Annotated in this window: 19 protein-coding genes and 1 pseudogene; 15 read left to right on the top strand and 5 right to left on the bottom strand. The window is 68.6% G+C overall.

The features are described 5' to 3' along the window. The 3 genes and pseudogenes from ABW137_RS15515 to ABW137_RS15505 form a co-directional block, all read left to right on the top strand. A pseudogene (locus ABW137_RS15515) lies at nucleotides 1-198 on the top strand (hypothetical protein); the annotation flags it as partial. Between the two features lie 107 nt (nucleotides 199-305). Further along, nucleotides 306-707 (top strand): ArsR/SmtB family transcription factor, encoded by a 402-nt coding sequence (locus tag ABW137_RS15510; RefSeq protein ID WP_526401448.1) that lies wholly within the window; start codon nucleotides 306-308, stop codon nucleotides 705-707. 166 nt (nucleotides 708-873) lie between these two features. Continuing rightward, the gene (locus tag ABW137_RS15505; protein ID WP_526401452.1) at nucleotides 874-1,806 is read left to right on the top strand and encodes a cation diffusion facilitator family transporter; all 933 of its coding nucleotides are present in this window, start codon (nucleotides 874-876) and stop codon (nucleotides 1,804-1,806) included. Between the two features lie 24 nt (nucleotides 1,807-1,830). Here the strand turns inward: ABW137_RS15505 and mtr are convergent, their stop codons facing one another. Then, nucleotides 1,831-3,210, bottom strand: a complete 1,380-nt coding sequence (gene mtr, locus ABW137_RS15500) for a mycothione reductase (protein WP_526401446.1) — start codon at nucleotides 3,208-3,210, stop codon at nucleotides 1,831-1,833. 4 nt (nucleotides 3,211-3,214) lie between these two features. Further along, complete coding sequence (locus ABW137_RS15495; protein ID WP_526401444.1) at nucleotides 3,215-4,255, bottom strand: alpha/beta hydrolase; 1,041 nt, start codon at nucleotides 4,253-4,255, stop codon at nucleotides 3,215-3,217. A gap of 147 nt (nucleotides 4,256-4,402) precedes the next feature. Between ABW137_RS15495 and mqo the strand changes: the two genes are divergently transcribed. From mqo to ABW137_RS15475, 4 genes are all read left to right on the top strand, one after another. Beyond that, nucleotides 4,403-5,917: a malate dehydrogenase (quinone) gene (mqo, locus tag ABW137_RS15490; protein ID WP_526401442.1), complete on the top strand. Its 1,515-nt coding sequence runs from the start codon at nucleotides 4,403-4,405 to the stop codon at nucleotides 5,915-5,917. A 10-nt stretch (nucleotides 5,918-5,927) separates the two neighbouring features. Further along, a complete protein-coding gene (locus ABW137_RS15485; RefSeq protein WP_526401440.1) occupies nucleotides 5,928-6,383 on the top strand; it encodes a GNAT family N-acetyltransferase in 456 nt (151 codons plus the stop codon). Nucleotides 6,384-6,397: 14 nt separating this feature from the next. Further along, the gene (gene cobA / locus ABW137_RS15480) at nucleotides 6,398-7,606 is read left to right on the top strand and encodes a uroporphyrinogen-III C-methyltransferase (protein ID WP_526401438.1); all 1,209 of its coding nucleotides are present in this window, start codon (nucleotides 6,398-6,400) and stop codon (nucleotides 7,604-7,606) included. Between the two features lie 114 nt (nucleotides 7,607-7,720). Continuing rightward, a complete protein-coding gene (locus ABW137_RS15475; protein WP_526401450.1) occupies nucleotides 7,721-9,232 on the top strand; it encodes an MFS transporter in 1,512 nt (503 codons plus the stop codon). Here ABW137_RS15475 and ABW137_RS15470 read toward each other — a convergent pair. Next, nucleotides 9,229-10,155, bottom strand: a complete 927-nt coding sequence (locus ABW137_RS15470; protein ID WP_526401436.1) for a LysR family transcriptional regulator — start codon at nucleotides 10,153-10,155, stop codon at nucleotides 9,229-9,231. The genes ABW137_RS15475 and ABW137_RS15470 overlap by 4 nt on opposite strands. 128 nt (nucleotides 10,156-10,283) lie before the next feature. Here ABW137_RS15470 and ABW137_RS15465 point away from each other — a divergent pair, with 128 nt between their 5' ends. The 4 genes from ABW137_RS15465 to ABW137_RS15450 are packed head-to-tail and all read left to right on the top strand — an operon-like array spanning nucleotide 10,284 to nucleotide 15,107. After that, the gene (locus ABW137_RS15465; protein ID WP_526401434.1) at nucleotides 10,284-11,099 is read left to right on the top strand and encodes an SDR family oxidoreductase; all 816 of its coding nucleotides are present in this window, start codon (nucleotides 10,284-10,286) and stop codon (nucleotides 11,097-11,099) included. 40 nt (nucleotides 11,100-11,139) lie between these two features. Then, nucleotides 11,140-12,645 carry an MFS transporter gene (locus ABW137_RS15460; RefSeq protein WP_526401432.1) on the top strand — a complete coding sequence of 502 codons (1,506 nt, stop codon included), beginning with the start codon at nucleotides 11,140-11,142 and terminating at the stop codon, nucleotides 12,643-12,645. Continuing rightward, a complete protein-coding gene (locus ABW137_RS15455; RefSeq protein WP_526401430.1) occupies nucleotides 12,642-13,334 on the top strand; it encodes a VOC family protein in 693 nt (230 codons plus the stop codon). Before ABW137_RS15460 ends, ABW137_RS15455 begins: the two co-directional genes overlap by 4 nt. Before the next feature lie 15 nt (nucleotides 13,335-13,349). Continuing rightward, a complete protein-coding gene (locus ABW137_RS15450) occupies nucleotides 13,350-15,107 on the top strand; it encodes a proline--tRNA ligase (RefSeq protein WP_526401428.1) in 1,758 nt (585 codons plus the stop codon). Here ABW137_RS15450 and ABW137_RS15445 read toward each other — a convergent pair whose 3' ends face one another. Further along, nucleotides 15,108-15,584, bottom strand: coding sequence for a DUF4439 domain-containing protein (locus tag ABW137_RS15445; protein WP_526401426.1), 477 nt, complete (start codon nucleotides 15,582-15,584; stop codon nucleotides 15,108-15,110). Then, on the bottom strand, nucleotides 15,581-16,129 hold the full coding sequence (locus tag ABW137_RS15440) for a hypothetical protein (RefSeq protein ID WP_526401424.1): 549 nt from the start codon (nucleotides 16,127-16,129) through the stop codon (nucleotides 15,581-15,583). The genes ABW137_RS15445 and ABW137_RS15440 overlap by 4 nt, the downstream gene beginning before the upstream one ends. Nucleotides 16,130-16,294: 165 nt before the next feature. On the opposite strand from ABW137_RS15440, the gene rimP reads away from it, so the two are divergent. The 4 genes from rimP to infB all read left to right on the top strand — a co-directional run. Beyond that, nucleotides 16,295-16,849, top strand: a complete 555-nt coding sequence (gene rimP, locus ABW137_RS15435) for a ribosome maturation factor RimP (protein ID WP_526401422.1) — start codon at nucleotides 16,295-16,297, stop codon at nucleotides 16,847-16,849. Next, nucleotides 16,846-17,877 carry a transcription termination factor NusA gene (gene nusA / locus ABW137_RS15430; protein ID WP_526401420.1) on the top strand — a complete coding sequence of 344 codons (1,032 nt, stop codon included), beginning with the start codon at nucleotides 16,846-16,848 and terminating at the stop codon, nucleotides 17,875-17,877. The genes rimP and nusA overlap by 4 nt, the downstream gene beginning before the upstream one ends. A 46-nt stretch (nucleotides 17,878-17,923) precedes the next feature. Beyond that, the gene (locus tag ABW137_RS15425; RefSeq protein ID WP_526401418.1) at nucleotides 17,924-18,307 is read left to right on the top strand and encodes a DUF448 domain-containing protein; all 384 of its coding nucleotides are present in this window, start codon (nucleotides 17,924-17,926) and stop codon (nucleotides 18,305-18,307) included. A gap of 74 nt (nucleotides 18,308-18,381) precedes the next feature. After that, nucleotides 18,382-20,960 (top strand): translation initiation factor IF-2 (gene infB / locus ABW137_RS15420; RefSeq protein WP_526401416.1); only part of this gene is annotated, 2,579 nt, incomplete at its 3' end.

Here is a 20,960-nt window from a genome sequence, read left to right as displayed (position 1 = left end):
GAGTCGGGACCGCTGGCGTTCATCGGTTCGGCCGACCACGAATTCGTCGGGGTCACGATCGTCGGTCTGTTCGTGGTGGTGTGGTTGATCGCGTTGGCGGTCTGGCGCTTCGGCCGGATCGAAGAACGCTGGGATACCGACGCGAACACTGCCGTCGATCAGGCGAACGCGTACGGCCCATCGAAGTCGCCGACCTGACCGGGTCGACGTGACGGGCTGAGGCGCCCGTCAGGGTGAGGTGGGCCCGTACCCGAGGCCTCGACGATGTCGGACCGCTCCGTCGTTTCATCTACTACTATCTGCGTATGAATGCAGGTACGGATGGATGCGCCAGACGGCTGCCGGACGATCAGGTGGGTCTGGTCGTCGAGGTGTTCCGCATGCTCGCCGACGCCACCCGGGTACAAGTGCTGTGGGCGCTGGTCCACCGCGAAATGTCGGTCAATCAACTCGCCGAGCACGTCGGCAAGCCTGCGCCGTCGGTCTCGCAGCATCTGTCGAAACTGCGGATGGCGCGACTGGTCCGCACCCGTCGCGAGGGGACCACCATCTTCTATGCGATGGAGAACGACCACGTCGCCCAACTGGTGACCGACGCGGTGTTCAACGCCGAACACGCGGGCCCCGGAGTTCCTGGACACCACGCCAGCGCCGGCGAACTGCGGGCACTGCACCCGGGCTCCGCGTCACGGCAGGCGGGTGGCTGACGTGACACACGAGAGCGCAACCGAGATCGATCACGGCGCGCACGGGCAGGGCCACAGCCACGGGCACGGGCAGGGACACGCCCACGGCCACGGCCACGGCCATGACCACGGCGATGGGCACGGGCACGGGCACGGCCACCATGGCGCAGGCAAGTTCGCCGCCGCCCTGCGCGAGGTGTTCGTCCCGCATGGCCACGACGCGTCCGACAGCATCGACGACGCTTTGGAATCGAGTGCTGCGGGCATCCGTGCGGTGAAGATCAGCCTCTTGGCCCTCGGTGTGACGGGCTTGGTCCAGATCGCGATCGTAATGATCTCCGGATCGGTCGCGCTGTTGGCCGACACCATCCACAACTTCTCCGACGCCCTCACGGCGATTCCACTCTGGATCGCCTTCGCGCTGAGCACCAAGGCAGCCACGCGCCGCTACACCTATGGGTTCGGACGGGCCGAGGATCTGGCCGGACTGTTCGTCGTGGCGATGATCGCGCTGTCCGCTGTCGTCGCAGGCATCGAATCGGTGCGCCGCCTCATCGATCCCGTCCCGATCGAGCACGTCGGCTGGGTCGCGGCCGCCGGTGTCGTCGGATTCATCGGCAACGAGATGGTCGCCATCTACCGCATTCGCGTGGGTCGAAGGATCGGCTCGGCAGCGCTGGTCGCCGACGGCTTGCACGCCCGCACCGACGGATTCACCTCTCTGGCGGTGCTTCTCGGCGCAGGCGGCGTCGCAGTGGGCGTCCCCCTTGCCGACCCGATCATCGGATTGGTGATCACCGTTGCGATCCTGGCGGTCCTGCGCACCGCGGTGCGCGACGTCTTTCGTCGCCTGATGGATGCGGTCGACCCGAGCTTGGTCGACTCCGCCGAGGCCGCCCTGGCCGCCGAACCCGGCGTGACGGCGGTGCGTAGCGTCCGGATGCGCTGGATGGGCCACCGGCTGCATGCCGACGCCGAACTCGACATCGACCCCGCCGCAAGCCTTTTCGAGGCTCACCGCATCGCCCACGATGCCGAACACGCTCTCACCCATGCCGTGCCGAAACTGTCGTCGGCCCTGGTCCATGCCTACCCCGTCGGTGGCACCGATCCGCGCTGAGCCAACGAGGACCGAAGGATGCTGCTACTGCAGCCCAAGAAGCGCGTTCTCGATGACCTCCGGCAGCGCCGGGTGGATCCAGTACTGCCCACGCGCCATCTCCTGGGCTGTCAGCCCGAAACTCATCGCCTGGATGATCGGCTGAATGATCGACGACGCCTGATGGCCCATGATGTGAGCGCCCAGCAGCCGGCCAGTGCCGCGTTCGGCGATGATCTTGGCGACGCTGGTGGTGTCCTCCATCGCCCAGCCGTACGCCGTGTCGCCGTAGCGCTGCACCTTGGTGACGAAGTCGAGCCCGGCCGCCCTTGCCTCGTCTTCGGTCAATCCGACCATGGCGATCTGCGGATCGGTGAACACCGCGGACGGCACGTAGCGGTGATCGGAGGCGACCATCGCCGCGGTGTCGTCCCAGTCGTGGAGCAGATTGTGTTGGACCACCCGCATCTCGTGGTTGGCGACGTGCTTGAGCTGATAGTCCGACGACACGTCGCCGAGCGCGAAGACACCACGCGCCGAGGTGCGTTGGAACTCGTCGACGACGACCTTCCCCTCGTTCACGGCGACTCCGGCGAGTTCGGCGTCGAGTTGGTCGCCGTTGGGGATCCGGCCGGTGGCCACCAACACGGCGTCGGCGGTCACGGTGTTCCCGTTGTCGAGCTCCAACACGGTGCGGTCGCCGTCCATGTGCGCAGCGACCACGTTGCGGTGCAACTGCAGATGCCACTTGTCGCCGGCGAGCTTGGTGAACCGCTCGCACACCGACGGATCGCAGTGGGTCAGCAGTGAGCTGCCGCGGACGATGATCGTGATCCGCACGCCGAGCGCGGAGAACACGTGCGCGAATTCGGCCGCCACGAAACCGCCGCCGACGATCACCATGTGCTCAGGCAGCTTGGCCATGCGCATCACGGTGTCGCTGGTGTAGTAGTGCACCCCGCATTCCTGGATCGCGGGCGGCACGTTGATCCGCGATCCCGCGGCGATCACCACCTGCTCGGCCGAGAACTCGTCGCCGTCGGCGGTGCGCAGCCGATAGCCGCCGTCGGCCGTGACGCCACTGAACTTGGTGTGGCTGCGGTACACCGTGGTGTTCGGCAAGGAGCGCTTGTACCGCTCGCCGTCCTGCGCGATCGGGTCGATGCGGCCGAACACACGGGAAACGACGTCCTGCCAACGGATGTCGGTGATCTTGGCGTCCACGCCATACCGCGACGCGTGGGTGACCATGTTGGCCACCTCCGCGGCATAGACGAACATCTTGGTGGGGATGCAGCCCACGTTGAGGCAGGTGCCACCGAAGGTGCCCTCCTCGCAGATCGCGATCTTCTTCGCCGAGAATCGGTCGTCGGGAATGCTGTTCCCCGAGCCGGTCCCGATGATCGCGAGATCGAAGTGTTCCACGCGGCTAGCTCCGTCCGGATCGTGTTGAGGCGCTTCGGGTTTCGGAGCGAAGGTAGTGGTCCAGCCAGCGGTCCAGTTCACCGTAGGCGGCGGCGCGTGGTCCGGCGAGGGATAGGAAGACGTCGTGCTTGGCGTCTGTGACCGGCGCGATCGTGGTGTGGTTGCCCACGCAGCCGGCCCAACGCGCAATCTGGTCGACGTCCAGCACCGCGTCCCCGCGTTGGATGGCCTCGGGCTCCGGCGCTTCGTGCACGCTGTGGTCGGAGCGAAGGATCAAGTTGGGCACGCCCACGTCGAGTCCACGGTGCAGCCGGGCCTGGCCGCGTCGGATGGCGTTGATCCAGCCGAACGTGATGGGGAACCCGCCGAGGGGCTTCATGTCCAGGTCGTAGTCGAACTCGCCCGCGTAGTCGCGGTGCAGGGTGGTGCCGTAGCCGCCGGGGGTCGGCTTGCGGATCACCTGCCGCTTGCGGACCCGCGCCAGCGCGATCAGCGCTGCGGACGTGGGCGCAGAACGCAGGATCGCAGGACCGTGCAGGTCGAAGAACGGGCTGTTCAGGATCAAGCCCTCGGCGGGTGCCGATGCGTTGCGCCGCCGTCGCCGGTCGAGCCACAGCGTGGCGATCAATCCGCCCGCGGAATGGCCGTACACGCAGATCTTCGGCGCCCCCGACGCCGCCGTGTCGGCGGCGATGATGCGCATCGCACGGTCCAGTTCGGTGTCGTACCGCGCGAGGTCGGTGGTGAAGTGTGGCGTCTGGCCGGGCTGCCGTGACCGGCCGCACTTGTGCAGATCCAGCGCGTAGAAGGTGAATCCGCGCTCGGCGAAGTGGTCCGCGAGTTCGGTGTTGAAGAAGTAGTCGGTATAGCCGTGCAGGGCGAGCACGGCGTGGCGGGAACCTCCGGGCTCACCGCGTCTGACCAAGGTGGCGACGAGATCGCCCTCGCCGTGCGGGTCCTTGCCCAGCGGCAGGGTTTGCTGCCAATAGCCGGGGAGCACGTCGGGATCCCAGCTGGGCTCCCCGCCAGGTTCCCTCCGTGTCACGGCCTCAACTGTATGCGGGCCGGGGTGTCGGACGGGACGCGAGGTTCGGTGTCGGCCGACCAACTGTGCGCAGCCGCCACGGGATAACCTGATCAGATTGCAAAGCCGTCGCGAACGGGTGTGCGACCACGAAGGGTCAAGGATCAGGTGTCTGAGGTAGCCAAGACCGTAAAGACCGACGTCGTGCTGGTCGGTGCGGGCATCATGAGCGCGACGCTGGGCACTCTGCTGCGCCTGATGGAGCCGGACTGGTCCATCACGTTGGTCGAGAGGCTGGACGGCGCCGCCGCGGAGAGCAGTGATCCGTGGAACAACGCGGGCACCGGCCACTCGGCGCTGTGTGAGTTGAACTACACCCCGCAGCGGCCCGACGGGACCATCGAGATCAGCAAGGCCGTTCACGTCAACGAGCAGTTTCAGGTGTCCCGCCAGTTCTGGGCCCACTCGGTCGAGAACGGCGTACTGCCCGACGTCCGGAGCTTCCTCAACCCCATCCCGCACGTCAGCTTCGTGCACGGCGTGGGAAAGCTCGACTACCTCAAGCGTCGCCGCGAGACGCTGGTACAGAACCCGCTGTTCGCCACGATGGAGTACATCGACGACCACGACGAGTTCGCCCGCCGCCTTCCGTTGATGGCCGCCAAGCGCAACCCCTCGGAACCGGTGGCGCTGAACTGGACTCAGGACGGCACCGACGTCGACTTCGGCTCGCTGACCCGGCAGCTTCTCGGGTTCGGCGTCCAGCGCGGGATGACCACGCTGTTCGGGCACGAGGTGCGCGACCTGAGCAAGGAATCCGACGGCAGCTGGACGCTCAAGGTGACCAACCGCCGCACTCGACACACCCGCAAGATCAACGCGAAGTTCGTCTTCGTGGGCGCAGGCGGCGGTGCGCTGCCGCTGCTGCAGAAGTCGGGCATCAAGGAGGCCAAGGGGTTTGGCGGTTTCCCCGTCGGCGGTCAGTGGCTTCGCACCGGGAACCCGACGCTGGCGGCCGCGCATCAGGCCAAGGTGTACGGCGCACCGCCGCTCGGTGCTCCGCCGATGTCCGTGCCGCACCTGGACACCCGTGTCATCAACGGTCGTTCGTATCTTCTGTTCGGCCCGTTCGCCGGGTGGTCGCCGAAGTTCCTCAAACAGGGCAAGGTCACTGATCTGCCGTTCTCGGTCAAGCCCAACAACCTGCCCTCGATGCTGGGCGTCGGTCTCACCGAGATGAGTCTGGTCAAGTACCTCGTCGGCCAGCTGGTGCTCAGCGAAGAGGATCGAGTCGACGCGTTGCGTGAATTCGCGCCTGGCGCAGTGGATTCCGACTGGGAGCTCGACATCGCCGGCCAGCGCGTGCAGGTGATCCGTCGCAAGGGTGCCGGGGGCGTGCTGGAGTTCGGCACCACGGTTCTCTCGGCGGCCGACGGCAGCATCGCCGGTCTCCTCGGTGCCTCGCCGGGGGCCTCGACGGCGGTCCCGGCCATGTTGGACGTGATGGAGCGCTGCTTCGCCGACCGGTTCGAGGGGTGGCAGCCCAAGCTCAAGGAGATGGTGCCGTCGCTGGGCACCGAACTGTCAAGCAACCCAAAGCTGTACGAGGAAGTGTGGGACTGGGGTACCAAGGTGCTCAAGCTCGACGCCAAGGCCACGGACGTGCCCGCGGTCCCCGTATGACGGGAACGCCATGATCTCCCCGAGGCGGAGCTGGGCCAAGGATCTCGACGCGGCGACGTTGTACGAACTGTTGAAACTGCGCGTCGAGGTCTTCGTCGTCGAGCAGGCCACGCCGTACCCCGAGCTCGACGGTCGCGACCTGCTCGCCGAGACCAGGCACTTCTGGCTCGAGGATCCCGACGGGCGGGTGATTTCGACGCTGCGTCTGATGGAGGAACACCCCGGCGGGGAGAAGGTCTTTCGCATCGGCCGGGTGTGCACCAAGCGCAGCGCCCGTGGCCATGGTCACACCAGCCGCTTGATGCAGGCCGCGCTGGCCGAGGTCGGCGACGACCCGTGCCGGATCAACGCGCAGGTCTACCTCGAAGAGATGTACTCCAAGCACGGTTTCGTGCGTGACGGCGAGGAGTTCCTCGACGACGGCATTCCGCACATTCCCATGGTGCGCCGCGGCGGCACGGGCTGAGCGCGGGGAACAGGATGACCGACAACGCGTACCTCGTCGGCCTCCGGCTGAACGGCAGAAAGGTCGTCGTCGTCGGCGGAGGCAGCGTCGCGCAGCGCAGGATCCCACTGCTGCTCGCCAACGGCGCCGACGTCCACGTGATCACCCGGGCGGCGACACCCGCGGTCGAGGCGTTGGACGGAATCACGCTAGTGCTGCGCGACTTCCTGGCAGGCGACCTCGAGGACGCGTGGTACGCGATCGCCGCGACCGACGACGCCCTGGTGAACGAGGCCGTCGTCGCCGAAGCCGACAGGCTTCGGATCTTCTGCGTCAGGGCCGACGTCGCACGGGACGGCACGGCCGTGACCCCCGCCTCGTTCGAGTACGACGGACTCAACGTCGGCGTGCTGGCCGGGGGAGAACACCGTCGCTCGGCCGCGATCCGATCGGCGATCCACGAGGCGCTGCAGCAAGGCGTGATCGGTGGGCATCGAGAGGTCCAGGCACCTGGTTCGCAGCACACCGGCGTCGCGCTCGTCGGCGGCGGCCCTGGTGACCCCGAGCTGATCACGGTCAGGGGGCGTCGACTGCTCGCCAACGCGGACGTGGTGGTCGCCGATCGCCTCGCTCCGCAAGAGCTGCTGGCCGAGTTGCCACCCCACGTCGAGGTGATCGACGCCGCCAAGATCCCGTATGGGCGCGCGATGGCCCAGGATGCGATCAACGCGGTGCTGATCGATCGAGCCAGGGCAGGCAAGTTCGTCGTCCGGCTCAAGGGCGGTGACCCATACGTGTTCGCCCGCGGCCACGAAGAGGTCCTCGCATGCGCGGAAGCGGGCATTCCGGTCACGGTCGTGCCCGGTGTGACCAGCGCCATAGCGGTTCCTGCGCTGGCGGGCGTTCCCGTCACCCATCGCGGTGTCACGCACGAGTTCGTGGTGGTCAGCGGCCATGTTGCGCCGGGGCACCCCGAATCGTTAGTGAATTGGGATGCATTGGCCGCGCTGTCGGGCACCATCGTGTTGCTGATGGCGGTCGAGCGCATCGAGCTCTTCGCCAAGGTGTTGCTGGGAGGCGGCCGACCTGCGGAAACGCCGGTTCTGGTGGTCCAGCACGGAACGACGGCCGCGCAACGCACGTTGCGGACCACTCTCGCCGAGGCGCCGGAGCAGATCCGCTCGGACGGCATTCGACCCCCCGCAATCATCGTGATCGGGGCCGTCGCGGCGTTCGCGAATTAAAGGGTTCTTAAGATTACTGTAAGGTCGGCCGTTATGACGGCTCTCAACCACGCAGCCCGCGCCGCCATCGCGCGTGACGCGGAAACCGGTGACGAGCGGGCTGAGCCCTCACACATGCCCATGCCCATCACCCAGGCGCAAATCGTGAAGAGCCGCTGGTACCCGGAGTGGCTGCCGTCGCGTCGCTTCGTTGCCGCGGTCATCGCGATCGGCGGCATGCAATTGCTGGCCACGATGGACAGCACGGTCGCGATCGTCGCGCTGCCCAAGATTCAGGACGAGCTCAATCTGTCCGACGCGGGCCGGAGTTGGGTGATCACCGCCTACGTCCTCACCTTCGGCGGCCTGATGCTGCTCGGCGGCCGCCTCGGTGACACCATCGGCCGCAAGCGCACCTTCATCGTGGGCGTCGCGCTGTTCACCATCGCCTCGATCCTGTGCGGCATCGCCTGGAACGAGAGCACTCTGGTCGTCGCGCGACTGCTGCAGGGAGTGGGTTCGGCGATCGCCTCGCCCACCGGACTGGCCCTGATCGCCACCACCTTCCCGAAGGGGCCTGCGCGCAACACCGCCACGGCCGTCTTCGCCGCCATGACCGGCGTGGGCTCCGTCATGGGCCTCGTGGTCGGCGGCGCCCTCACCGAGGTGTCCTGGCGCTGGGCCTTCCTGGTCAACGTCCCCGTCGGCGTGCTGATGATCTACCTCGCCCGCCGAACCCTGCGCGAGACGCACAAGGAGCGGATGAAGCTCGATGCCGCCGGTGCCATCCTCGCCACGCTGGCCTGCACCGCCGCCGTGTTCGGCTTCTCGATGGGACCCGAGAGGGGCTGGCTGTCGCCGTTGACCCTGACCTCCTGCATCGCCGCGTTCGTCCTGTTCGGCGCCTTCCTCTACGTCGAGCGCACCGCGGTCAACCCAGTGGTCCCGTTCAGCCTGTTCCGCGACCGCAATCGGGTCGCCACCTTCGCCGCGGTGTTCCTGGCCGGCGGCGTCATGTTCACGCTGACCGTGCTCATCGGTCTGTACGTGCAGGACATCATGGGCTACAGCGCCTTGCGCGCAGGCATCGGCTTCATCCCGTTCGTGGTCGCCCTTGGAATCGGCCTCGGCCTGTCGTCGTTCCTGGTGTCGATCCTCCCGCCGCGAATCCTGGTGATCATCGGCGGCGTCTTCGTCCTCGCGGCCATGATCTACGGCTCCACGCTCAACGGCGGCATCCCGTACTTCCCGAACCTGGTCATCCCGATCACCGTCGGCGGCTTTGGCATCGGCTTGATCGTGGTGCCACTGACCGTCTCCGCCATCGCGGGCGTCGCCTTCGACGAGATCGGTCCGGTGTCCGCGATCGCGTTGATGTTGCAGAGCCTCGGCGGTCCGGTCGTGCTCGCCGTCATCCAGGCCGTCATCACCTCCCGGACGCTCTACCTCGGCGGCACCACCGGCCCGGTCAAGAACATGAACGACGCACAGTTGCATGCACTCGACCAGGGCTACACGTACGGACTGCTCTGGGTGGCGGCCGTGGCCGTGATCGTCGGCGTCGTCGCGCTGTTCATCGGCTACACCGCTCAACAGGTCGCGCAGGCTCAGGAAGTCAAGGAAGCGATCGACGCGGGCGAGATCTAGCCCGTCGCACTCTTCCCTGCGGCCGCGCGGATGCCGAGTCCCGCGTCCTTGAGCGCATCGACCACGGCCAGCACCTCCGCCCCAGGTCCCTGGCGGACGACGGCGAGGGTCACGCGGCCCAACCAGTTGGGGTCCTCCACCCGCACCGTCGTCACCCCGGTCGGCACCGAGGGAGCGGCCAGCTCGGGCAGCAGGCATACGCCCAGCCCCGCTGCCACCAGCCCGAGGCGGGCAGGCCAGCCCCGCACGTGGTAGGCGATCACCGGATCGGCCAACGTCGGCCACGCGGTGAACTGCGGATCACCCGCCGCGCCCGTGCCGATCACCCACGGCTCGGCAGCCAATTCGTGGACCTTCACCACGGCGGCATTGGCGAGTCGGTGCCCGTTCGGCACCGCCACGCACAGATCGCCTGCGGACACCGTGTGCGCCACCAACCCGTTCAGGTCGTAGTCCGGGAGGCCGGCGCCTGCGCCGATCACCGCGACGGCGAGTCGGCCGCTGCGCACGTCGCGCAGCAGCGCCGGGGTCGACGCCTCGCTCAGCCGTACCGTCAGGCCGGGGTGCTCGGTCGCCAGCCGGGCAATCGTTCGAGGCGCGAGAACCGCTGCGGCAGTGGGAAACACACCCAGCCGTACCCGGCCGGCCAGGCGATCGCCGAGCGCGTCGAGGTCACGCCGCAGCGCGTCGACGTCGGCCAGGATGCGCCCCGCATGCTCGACGATCGCGGCGCCGGCCGCGCTGAGGCCCACGCCACGGGCGTTGCGGACGAAGAGCGGCAGACCCGCGGCGTCCTCCATCGCGGCCACCTGACGCGAGATGGCCGGCTGCGAGTAACCCAGCGACCGCCCGGCGGCGGTGAACGAGCCCAGCAGGGCGATCTCGCGGCACACCCGCAGTCCCGCCAACGTCATGTCCTCCATCCGGTCAGCCTAGCCATGCAAATTCCGTATGGGCTGGATCCGAAACCCTCATCCACCGAATGGATTGCCAGTGCGCCTCCGGTCGTTGGTGAGAGCGAAGACAAAGATGACGACGAAGGGAAGATCCAATGCCCAAGACCTGGTTCATCGCGGGAGCATCGCGGGGAATGGGCCGCGAACTGGCCGAACAACTACTGGCGCGCGGCGATCACGTGGCCGTGACCGCCCGCAGCGCCGAGCAGCTCGACGACCTCGCCGAACGCTACGGCGACGCGTTGTGGGCCAAGGCGCTCGACGTCACCGACACCCACGCCCTGCGCGCCGTCGTCGACGCGGCGTTCGACGCACACGAGCGAATCGACGTCGTCGTCTCCAACGCCGGTTACGGCGTCTTCGGCGTCGCCGAGGACCTGAGCGACGACCACATCGAGCAGATGATCGCCACCAACCTGACCGGGTCGATCCAACTGGCCAGGGCCGCGGTGCCGCATCTCCGCGCCCAGGGCGGCGGACTGCTCCTGCAGATGTCGAGCATGGGTGCACACCTCGCCTTCCCCGCCTTCTCGCTGTACCACGTGACCAAGTGGGGCATCGAGGGCTTCTACGAGGCACTGGCCCAGGAGGTCGAGCCGTTCGGCATCCGCACCACCCTTGTCGAGCCAGGTGTCGTCCGCACCGGCTTCTTCGAGGCCGCGACCCGAGTCGCGCTCAGCGAGCCATACCGCGGGGGACCCGCCGACCGGCCGCCGACCTCGCCCGAGGACATGGTCGACAGCCAGGAGAAGACGGTCGCGGCCATCATCCGCGCGGGTGACTCCGCAGAACCGCCCCGCAGGCTGGTGCTCGGATCAGACGCCTGGGGCCTGGTCACCGACGCGCTGCGCAGCAGGCTCGACGATCTGGTGCCTCAACGCGAGAACGCCGCCACCGCCGACATCGGCTAGCCCGGTTGCGCCGCGCCCGACCTGGGTAGGGTGTCTGGCAATGTCTTCCGCGGGCGGTTCCTCCAAGGCGACGGAGCCTTCGACCGCGCCGCTGTCCTCGTCGGTGCTTGGCATTGCGATCGTCGCCATCACCGGCATGCAGCTCATGTCGACGCTCGACGGCACCATCGTCATCGTCGCGTTGCCGCGCATGCAGGCCGATCTCGACCTGTCCGATGCGGGCAAGAGTTGGGTCATCACGGCCTACGTGTTGACGTTCGGCGGGCTGCTCCTGCTCGGCGGCCGAGTTGGGGACGCGATCGGACAGAAGCGCGCGTTTCTCTCCGGGGTTGGGGTATTCACCATCGCCTCCCTGGTCTGCGGACTGGCGCAGGAGGAGTACACGCTCGTCGCCGCGCGGGCGCTGCAGGGGATCGGAGCGGCCGTGGCCGCCCCGACCGGGCTGGCGCTCATCGCGACGACGTATGCCGTCGGCCACGCGCGCAATCAGGCGATGGCGGTGTCGGCGGGAATGCAGGCCACCGGGTCGGTCCTCGGGTTGGTCCTCGGAGGTCTGCTGACCGTCGTGTCGTGGCGGTTGGCCTTCCTCATGAACGTGCCCATCGGCATCGTCATCATCGTGATTGCGTGGCTGCGGATCGGCGAGACGCACCACGAACGGCTGAAGCTCGACATCACGGGCGCCCTGCTCGCGACGCTCGGGTGTACGTCCGCGGTACTCGTCTTCACGCAGGGTCCACCCCGCGGCTGGGTGGACCCGTGGGTGATCGGTGCCGCCATCGCGTCGATCGGCTTCTTCGTCGCGTTCCTGCTTGCCGAACGCAAGGCCGAGAACCCCCTGGTGCCGTTCTCGATCTTCAACAACCGCAATCGGGTGGCCACCCTCACCGCGTGGTTCCTCGGCGGCGGCGTCCTGCTCACGGTCACGGTGATGGTCGGCCTGCTCGCGCAGGACGTGCTTGGCTACTCGGCTCTGCGCGCGGGCATCTGCTTCCTGCCGTTCGCCGTTGCCGTGGGCGTGGGCAACGTCATCGCCACCAAGCTCGCGCCGTTGATCGCACCGCGCTGGCTGATCATCGGCGGCGGTCTGTTCGTCCTGGCGGCCATGCTCTACGGCTCGACGCTGGACCGCACCATCCCGTACTTCCCCGACCTCTTCCTGCCCATCGTGGTCGGCGGCTTCGGCATCGGCATCATCTCGGTGGTCCTGCCCCTGTGCGCGGTCGCCGGGGTGGGCCCCCGCGAGATCGGGCCGGTATCCGCCATCACGCTCATGGTGCAGAACCTCGGCGGTCCGCTGGTCCTGGTGGTCATCATGGCGGTCCAGACGTCGCGCACGCTCTACCTCGGCGGGACCACCGGGCCGGTCAAGAACATGACGCCCGCGCAGCTCGACGCCCTCGGCGAGGGCTACACCTATTCCCTGCTGTGGGTCGCGGGCGTGTCGATCCTGGTCGGCATCGCGGCGTTCTGGATCGGCTTCTCGGCCCGCGACATCGCCAGGGCCCAGCACACCAAGGAAGCGGTCGAGGCGGGCGAGCTGTGACCCCACCCGCCGCCTTCCCGACGCGCGGCGAGGCATCCGCCGTGGCCGACCCGCTGGGCTGGCGACTGATCCTCGGTGCGCTGCTCACGCACGTGCCCGTCGCGTCCCTGACGGCGGCGGTGCACGTCGCGGCGGTCGCGGTCGACGCCGTCGGCGACGACGGCGACGGGCATCTCACTGCGGACGTGCACGCCGATCGCGTGGTGTTGCGGCTGCACACCCTCGCGGCGGGCCGGGTCACCGCGCACGACCTGGACCTCGCGGCCCGCGTGACGGCTGCGCTCGCCGAGAAGGCGCTTGGCACTGCGCCCGGCGAGGGTTCGGCGACACCGCAAGCGATCGAGATCGCCATCGACGCGATGGACATCCCTGCCGTCCGGCCGTTCTGGCAGGCCGTCACGGGATACGTCGACGAGCCGAGCCCGCCCGATCTGCCCGACGGCGCGCTGCTCGATCCCCTCCGCCGCGGTCCAGCGATCTGGTTTCAGCAGATGGACGCCCCGCGACCGCAGCGCAACCGCATCCACCTCGACGTCGACGTGCCACCCGAGCTGGCGCAGGCCCGCATCGCCGCCGCGATCGCCGCGGGCGGCCTGCTCCTCTCCGACGCCGCCGCGCCCGCGTTCTGGGTGCTGGCCGATCCCGAGGGCAACGAGGCGTGCGTGTGCACGTGGCAGGGACGCGACTGACTACTGTTGTCGGCTGTGATCACCCGCATGTCCGAGCTGTTCCTGCGCACCTTGCGCGACGACCCGGCCGACGCCGAAGTGCCGAGCCACAAACTGCTGATCAGGGCGGGCTACGTCCGACCGGTGGGGCCAGGCCTGTACAGCTGGCTGCCGCTTGGGCTCAAGGTGCTGACCAAGATCGAGAAGGTGGTCCGCGACGAGATGGCCGCGATCGGCTCCCAGGAGGTCCGATTTCCGGCGCTGCTGCCTCGAGGGCCGTACGAGACGTCGAACCGCTGGACTGAGTACGGTGACGGCGTCTTCCGCCTCAAGGACCGCCGCGGCAACGACTACATGCTCGGCCCCACCCACGAGGAGTTCTTCACGCTGACGGTGAAGGGGGAGTACAGCTCCTACAAGGACTTCCCGCTCCGGCTGTTTCAGATCCAGACCAAGTACCGGGATGAGGCGCGTCCCCGCGCGGGCATCCTTCGGGGCCGCGAATTCATCATGAAGGACTCCTACTCCTTCGACGTCGACGACGACGGCCTCAAGAACGCCTATCACGCGCATCGCGAGGCCTACACCCGCATCTTCGCCAAGCTCGCCGTCCGCTACGTCATCGTGGCGGCGACGTCGGGCGCCATGGGCGGCAGCGCGTCAGAGGAGTTCCTCGCCGAAAGCGAGGTCGGCGAGGATACCTACGTGCGGTGCCTGCAGTCCGGGTACGCGGCCAACGTCGAGGCGGTCGTCACCACGGCCCCCGAGCCACTGCCCATCGACGGGCTCCCCGAACCGGTCGTCTACGACACCGGACAGACGCCGACGATCGCCACCCTGGTCGACTGGGCCAACGCCGCGCAGATCCCCGAGTTCGGCGGGCGCACCGTCACCGCCGCCGACACCCTCAAGAACGTTCTGCTGAAGACCCGCCTCCCCGGGGGTGACTGGGTGCTGCTGGCCATCGGGCTGCCCGGCGACCGCGAGGTCGACGGCAAGCGGCTCGACGCCGCGCTGGAGCCCGCCGAGTACGTGATGCTCGCCGACGAGGACTTCGCAAGGAACCCGTTCCTGGTCAAGGGGTACATCGGGCCAAAGGCATTGCTGGACAACGGCGTTCGCTATCTCGTCGACCCACGTGTGGTGGACGGCACCACGTGGTTGACCGGGGCCAACGAACCAGGCAAGCACGTCGCGGGGCTGGCGGCAGGCCGCGACTTCGTGGCCGACGGCACCATCGACGTCGCCGACGTGCGCGACGGTGACCCGTCACCGGATGGGGCTGGACCCCTGGTGAGCGCCCGCGGCATCGAGATCGGGCACGTCTTCCAGCTGGGCCGCAAGTACGCCGACGCGTTCAGCGCCGACGTGCTCGGCGAGGACGGCAAGCCGGTGCGGCTGACCATGGGCTCCTACGGCGTCGGGGTGTCCCGACTGGTGGCGGTGATCGCCGAACAGCACCACGACGAGAAGGGGCTGCGCTGGCCGTCATCGGTGTCGCCGTTCGACGTGCACGTCGTCATCGCCAACAAGGATGCGCAAGCCGCCACTGGCGCAACGGAATTGGCTGGCCGACTCGAGGTCCTCGGACTCGAGGTGCTGTTGGACGATCGCAAGGCCTCACCGGGGGTGAAGTTCAAGGACGCCGAATTGCTCGGAGTCCCATGGACAGTCGTGGTGGGCCGCGGCTGGGCCGACGGCGTCGTGGAGCTTCGCAACCGCTTCACCGGCGAGACGAAGGAGATTGCCGCCGACGGTGCCGCCGAGGCGATCGTGGCGGCACTGGACGGCTAACTATTCGGTGCCGCCGGGGAAGGCGACCGTGCTCGGGACGATGCCGAGCACCTCGCGCCACTGCGCCGCCGTCACCGCGCACTGCGTCAGTGCGGTGACGGCGAACTTGCGGTCGTCGCCCGCCTTGGCCTGCTCCAACACCGCCCGCCACGCCACGGCGGAGTCCTCCTCCATGCGGACCGCCAGCTTGGCTGCGTCGGAGGGACTGTCGACGTCGATCGGCATTCGGTAACCCGACGCGGGCAGGGGTGCGGCGAGGTTCCGAGCGGTGAGCTTGGCGATGGCCTCCTCGCGAAGATCGCGGTGCCCGGCCAACGCGGCCGACACCAGATAGTTGACGTCCGGAGTGGCGTGCGCGGAGACCACGCCGTAGCCGTAGATCACGCCGTGCTCGACGGCCACCGCGTCGTACAGGGCGGCGTCAGCGGCGTCGTCAGGCCGATCCTCGCTCGGCGCGGCACTCGTCGGCGAGGTCATGGCGCGGTCCCGACGTCGGCAAGGGTGACGGCGGTCAGGGCCGTGCACGCCGCCGCGATGGACCCGAGCAGGCCCGCCCGGTAGCCCGACTGATTCGCGGCCAGCAGCGACGCACCGTCGGCCGACTGCTCGAGGGCGGCGACGACCTGCGCTGCGCTGGGTGGGGGAGGAGGCGGGGGCGCCGACGTGGTGGTCCCAGAGGGACCCGAGGCCGACGCCGAACCAGCCGTGGTGGGCGTGCTGGTGGGGGGAGCCTCGCCCGAGATCCGGATGATCTCGTCGGTCAGGGCCCCGGCGTGCGCCGCACGTTGGTTGGCGACCGCCTTGAGGGCGGCGGCGAGCTTGGGTCGCGCCGCCACCACGGCGGCCGCAGCCGCGTTTGCCGACGCGGCGTCCGCGCGCGCCCGTTCGAGCACCTCGACGAGGGCGTCCACCTCCTGCACCGGGGTCGTCGACCCGCACGCGACGGCGGCGCCGAGCACCGCTAGCGCCGCCGTGCCGACGAGCACGCTCCGTCTGCTGACGGTGGGGACTGCGCTTGGCACAGCAACATCCTGCCATCCCCTCGAACCCGGTCGACGCGCCGTGGACCGGTGGTGGTGCGCGGTCGTTTGCCAAATGAGCCTCGGGTGCTGGCGTATCGTTGACACTCGATTCCACGTCACGACCCGCGGAATCATGTCCGTACAACTCAAGACGAGGAGCTCACCGTGGCATCGGAGATTCCGCTGCGGTCTGCGCGGTTGCCGTCGCAGCATCAGGTGATCGAGCTGCTCGACGCGGAATTCGCCCGTGCAGGCTACGACGTGGAAGACGTCGTCATCGAGGCCACGGCTCGGCCACCCAGGATCGTCGTCGTGGCCGACGGGGATGCTGGACTGGATCTGGAGTCGTTGGCGACCTTGTCCCGCTTGGCCTCCGAGCTGCTGGATGAACTCGACGATCCCGCCGACGAAGCTCCCTACGTTCTCGAGGTCACCTCGCGCGGGGTGGATCGGCCGCTGACCGCCGAGCGGCACTACCGCAGGGCGAGGGGCCGCAGGGTCGAGCTGACGCTGGCGGACGGAGCGCAGGTCACCGGCCGCGTTGGCGCGCTGGCCGACGGATCCGTCGACCTGGTCGTCGCAGACCGGCGCGCAGGGCCGCGCATTCGCAAGGTATCCATTGATGACGTCGTCAAAGCCGTTGTGCAGGTGGAGTTCTCACCCCCAAGTCCACTCGAGCTCGAGTTGGCCGGGGCGTCTGGCAGGGAGGGTGAAGAGTGAACATCGACATGGGGGCGTTACACGCCATCGAGGTCGACCGTGGAATCGCGGTCGACGAACTGTTGGACACCATCAAGTCAGCACTGCTGACCGCGTACCGGCACACGCAGGGTCACGAGGCCGAGGCGCGCATCGACATCGACCGCAAGAGCGGCGAGGTCAAGGTGCTCGCGAGGGAGACCGACGGCGACGGCAACCTGATCAGTGAATGGGATGACACCCCAGAGGGTTTCGGTCGGGTGGCGGCCACCACCGCTCGACAGGTCATGCTGCAACGGTTCCGGGACGCCGAGAACGAGCGCATCTACGGCGAGTTCTCGGCGCGCGAGGGCGACATCGTCGGCGGTGTGGTGCAACGCGATGCCAGGGAGAACGCGCGCGGCAACGTCGTCGTGCACCTAGGCACCGAGGCCAAGGGGTCCGAAGGCGTCATCCGCCCCGCCGAACAGGTCCCCGGCGAGTCCTATCAACACGGGGACCGCTTGCGTTGCTACGTGATTGGCGTGACGCGCGGGGTGCGGGAGCCCAAGATCGAACTGTCCCGCACCCACCCCAACCTGGTCCGCAAGTTGTTCTCGCTGGAGGTTCCCGAGATCGCCGACAATTCGGTGGAGATCGTCGCGGTGGCTCGGGAGGCGGGGCACCGGTCCAAGATCGCGGTGACCTCGCGCGTGTCCGGTCTCAACGCGAAGGGTGCCTGCATCGGTCCGATGGGACAGCGCGTGAGGAATGTCATGAGCGAACTGTCCGGCGAGAAGATCGACATCATCGACTTCGACCAGGATCCCGCCAGGTTCGTCGCCAACGCGCTCTCGCCCGCCAAGGTGGTGTCCGTTGCCGTGATCGACGAGGCCGCGAGGGCCGCCCGCGTCGTCGTACCCGACTTCCAGCTGTCCCTCGCGATCGGCAAGGAGGGCCAAAACGCCCGACTGGCCGCACGGCTCACCGGATGGCGCATCGACATTCGCAGCGATGCGGCCCCGCCGCCCGACGCCCCGGCCGCACAGGAAGCTTCCAGCGGAGGATAGGTGGCACGCGTTTCTTTCTGCGGCGATCATGACGGTAGACTGAGCCGTGATCCAGCGTGAGGGTTCGGCTCCCCGCGCGCGGCCGCACCAAAGTCCTCAAGGACCGGTGCGAACGTGTGTCGGATGCCGAAAGCGAGGGCTGGCCGCCGAACTGCTTCGAGTGGCCGCTGTACGCGATGGAGACGGCAATCACGTCGTCTCGGTCGACCCAGCGGGTAACCTGCCCGGGCGGGGTGCTTGGTTGCATCCCGACCAGCAGTGTCTACACGGAGCGATCCGGCGGCGAGCGTTCACCCGAGCGTTGCGCATCACCGGTTCGCCGGACACCTCCGCGGTGATCGAGTGGTTCGGAAGCCTCCAAGGGGCCATCCCGGAATCACGAAGTCGCCCGGCAACAGAACAGGTAGCGAAGAACATGAGCACACCGTGAAGTCCCGATGACCATGCGTCATAGCTAAACCCGAGGCGCGGCCCACTGCTGTCGCCTCCTAGACAGGAGATGTAGTGGCAGGCAAGGCCCGCGTGCACGAGTTGGCTAAGGAACTCGGTGTCACCAGTAAGGAAGTTCTCGCCCGACTGAGCGAACAGGGCGAGTTCGTCAAATCAGCATCCTCGACCGTCGAGGCGCCCGTCGCCCGGCGGCTTAGAGAGGCGCTCGGCACGTCGAAGCCCGCGCCCGCGAAGGCGCAGGCAGCGTCCGGCAATGGCGCATCCGCCGCGCCGACCAAGCCGGCGCCAGCCCCTAGCAGCGGCAACGGCAGCCCGGCGACGGCAGCCCCCAAGCCGGCGGGCCCCAGGCCCGCCGCCCCGCGGCCAGCAACGCCGACGCCGGCACCGGCAGCCCCGGCCCCCGTCGTACCCGAGGTGGCCGCCGCCCCGCCGGCCCCGCCCCAGGCGGCGCCGCAGGCTCCCCAGGCTCCCCAGGCGCCCCAGGCTGAGGTCGCCCCACCTGCCGCACCCCCGACGCCGGGCGGCGCCCGGCCGGGTGCTCCCCGGCCCGGCCCGCGCGCACCGCGCGTCGGCAACAATCCGTTCTCGAGTCAACAGCCGGTCGAGCGTCCGGCACCGCGCCCGCCCCAGGGTGCGGGCGGACCGCCCCGTCCGGGCGGCCCGCCGCGTCCCGGTGGCGGACCACGACCAGGTGTCACGCCTGGCAACATGCCGCCACGTCCACCAGGCGCCCGGCCAGGTGCGACCGGTCGTCCCGGCGGACCCCGTCCCGGCCCTGGTGCCCGTGGGCCCGGCGGTGGCGGCGGTCGTCCCGGTGGTCCCCCCGGTGCAGGCGGCGGCGGTAACTACCGCGGTGGCGGCGCCGGTGGCGCCGGTGCCCCGGGTGGCGCTCCCGCAGGTGGTTTCCGCGGTCGCCCAGGTGGTGGCGGTGGCGGCGGAGGCCGTCCCGGTCAACGTGGTGGCGCGGCAGGCGCGTTCGGTCGTCCCGGCGGTGCAGTCCGTCGTGGCCGCAAGTCGAAGCGGGCGAAGCGCGCCGAGTACGAGAACATGCAGGCGCCGGTCGTCGGTGGCGTGCGGTTGCCCCAGGGCAACGGTGAGACCATCCGGCTGGCCCGCGGTGCATCGCTCGTCGACTTCGCCGACAAGATCAACGCCAACCCGGCCTCGCTGGTGCAGGCGCTGTTCAACCTCGGTGAGATGGTGACCGCCACCCAGTCCGTGGGTGACGAGACGCTGGAGTTGCTCGGCAGCGAGATGAACTACGTCGTCCAGGTCGTCAGCCCCGAGGACGAGGACCGCGAACTGCTGCAGTCGTTCGACCTCACCTATGGCGAGGACGAGGGCGACGAGAGCGATCTCGAGTTCCGTCCGCCGGTGGTGACCGTCATGGGTCACGTCGACCACGGCAAGACGCGACTGCTGGACACCATCCGCCAGGCCAACGTCCGCGAGGGCGAGGCAGGCGGCATCACCCAGCACATCGGCGCCTACCAGGTCCTCACCGAACTGGACGGCAACGAACGGCTCGTCACCTTCATCGACACCCCGGGCCACGAGGCGTTCACCGCCATGCGTGCTCGCGGCGCCAAGGCCACCGACATCGCGATCCTGGTGGTCGCCGCCGACGACGGCGTCATGCCGCAGACGGTGGAGGCCATCAACCATGCGCAGGCGGCCGACGTGCCGATCGTGGTGGCGGTCAACAAGATCGACAAGGAAGGCGCCGACCCGGCCAAGATTCGGGCGCAGCTCACCGAGTACAACCTGGTCGCGGAGGACTTCGGTGGCGACACCATGTTCGTCGACATCTCGGCCAAGCAGGGCACCAACATCGACGCTCTGCTCGAAGCGGTGCTCCTGACCGCCGACGCCACCCTGGACCTGCGGGCCAACCCCGACATGGAGGCTCAGGGCGTCGCGATCGAGGCGCACCTGGACCGTGGTCGTGGACCCGTGGCCACCGTGCTCATCCAGCGCGGCACGCTGCGGGTCGGCGATTCGATCGTGGCGGGCGACGCCTACGGCCGCGTCCGACGCATGGTCGACGAGCACGGCGAGGACGTCGAAGAGGCGTTGCCGTCGCGGCCCGTCCAGGTCATCGGCTTCACGTCGGTGCCAGGTGCAGGCGACAACCTGCTGGTCGTCGACGAAGACCGCATCGCCAGGCAGATCGCCGACCGGCGCAGCGCGCGCAAGCGCAACGCCCTGGCCGCGCGAACGCGCAAGCGCATCAGCCTGGACGATCTGGACGCCGCGTTGAAGGAGACGAGTCAGCTCAACCTGATCCTGAAGGGCGACAACTCCGGCACCGTCGAGGCGCTGGAGGAGGCTCTCCTCGGCATCGAGATCGACGACGAGGTCGAGCTGCGCGTCATCGACCGCGGAGTCGGTGGCGTCACCGAAACCAACGTCAACCTGGCGTCGGCATCGGATGCGATCATCATCGGCTTCAACGTTCGCGCCGAGGGCAAGGCCACCGAGCTCGCCAACCGCGAGGGTGTCGACATTCGGTACTACTCGGTGATCTACCAGGCCATCGACGAGATCCAGAGCGCGCTCAAGGGCATGCTCAAGCCGGTCTACGAGGAGAAGGAGCTCGGCCGCGCCGAGATCCGGGCGATCTTCCGGTCGTC

Origin of the sequence: Mycobacterium sp. (genome assembly GCF_040509115.1) — a bacterium.
In the GTDB taxonomy this organism is placed as follows: domain Bacteria; phylum Actinomycetota; class Actinomycetes; order Mycobacteriales; family Mycobacteriaceae; genus Mycobacterium.
Note: the sequence above shows the minus strand (reverse complement) of the source record. Positions and strands in the feature narration are given on the sequence as shown.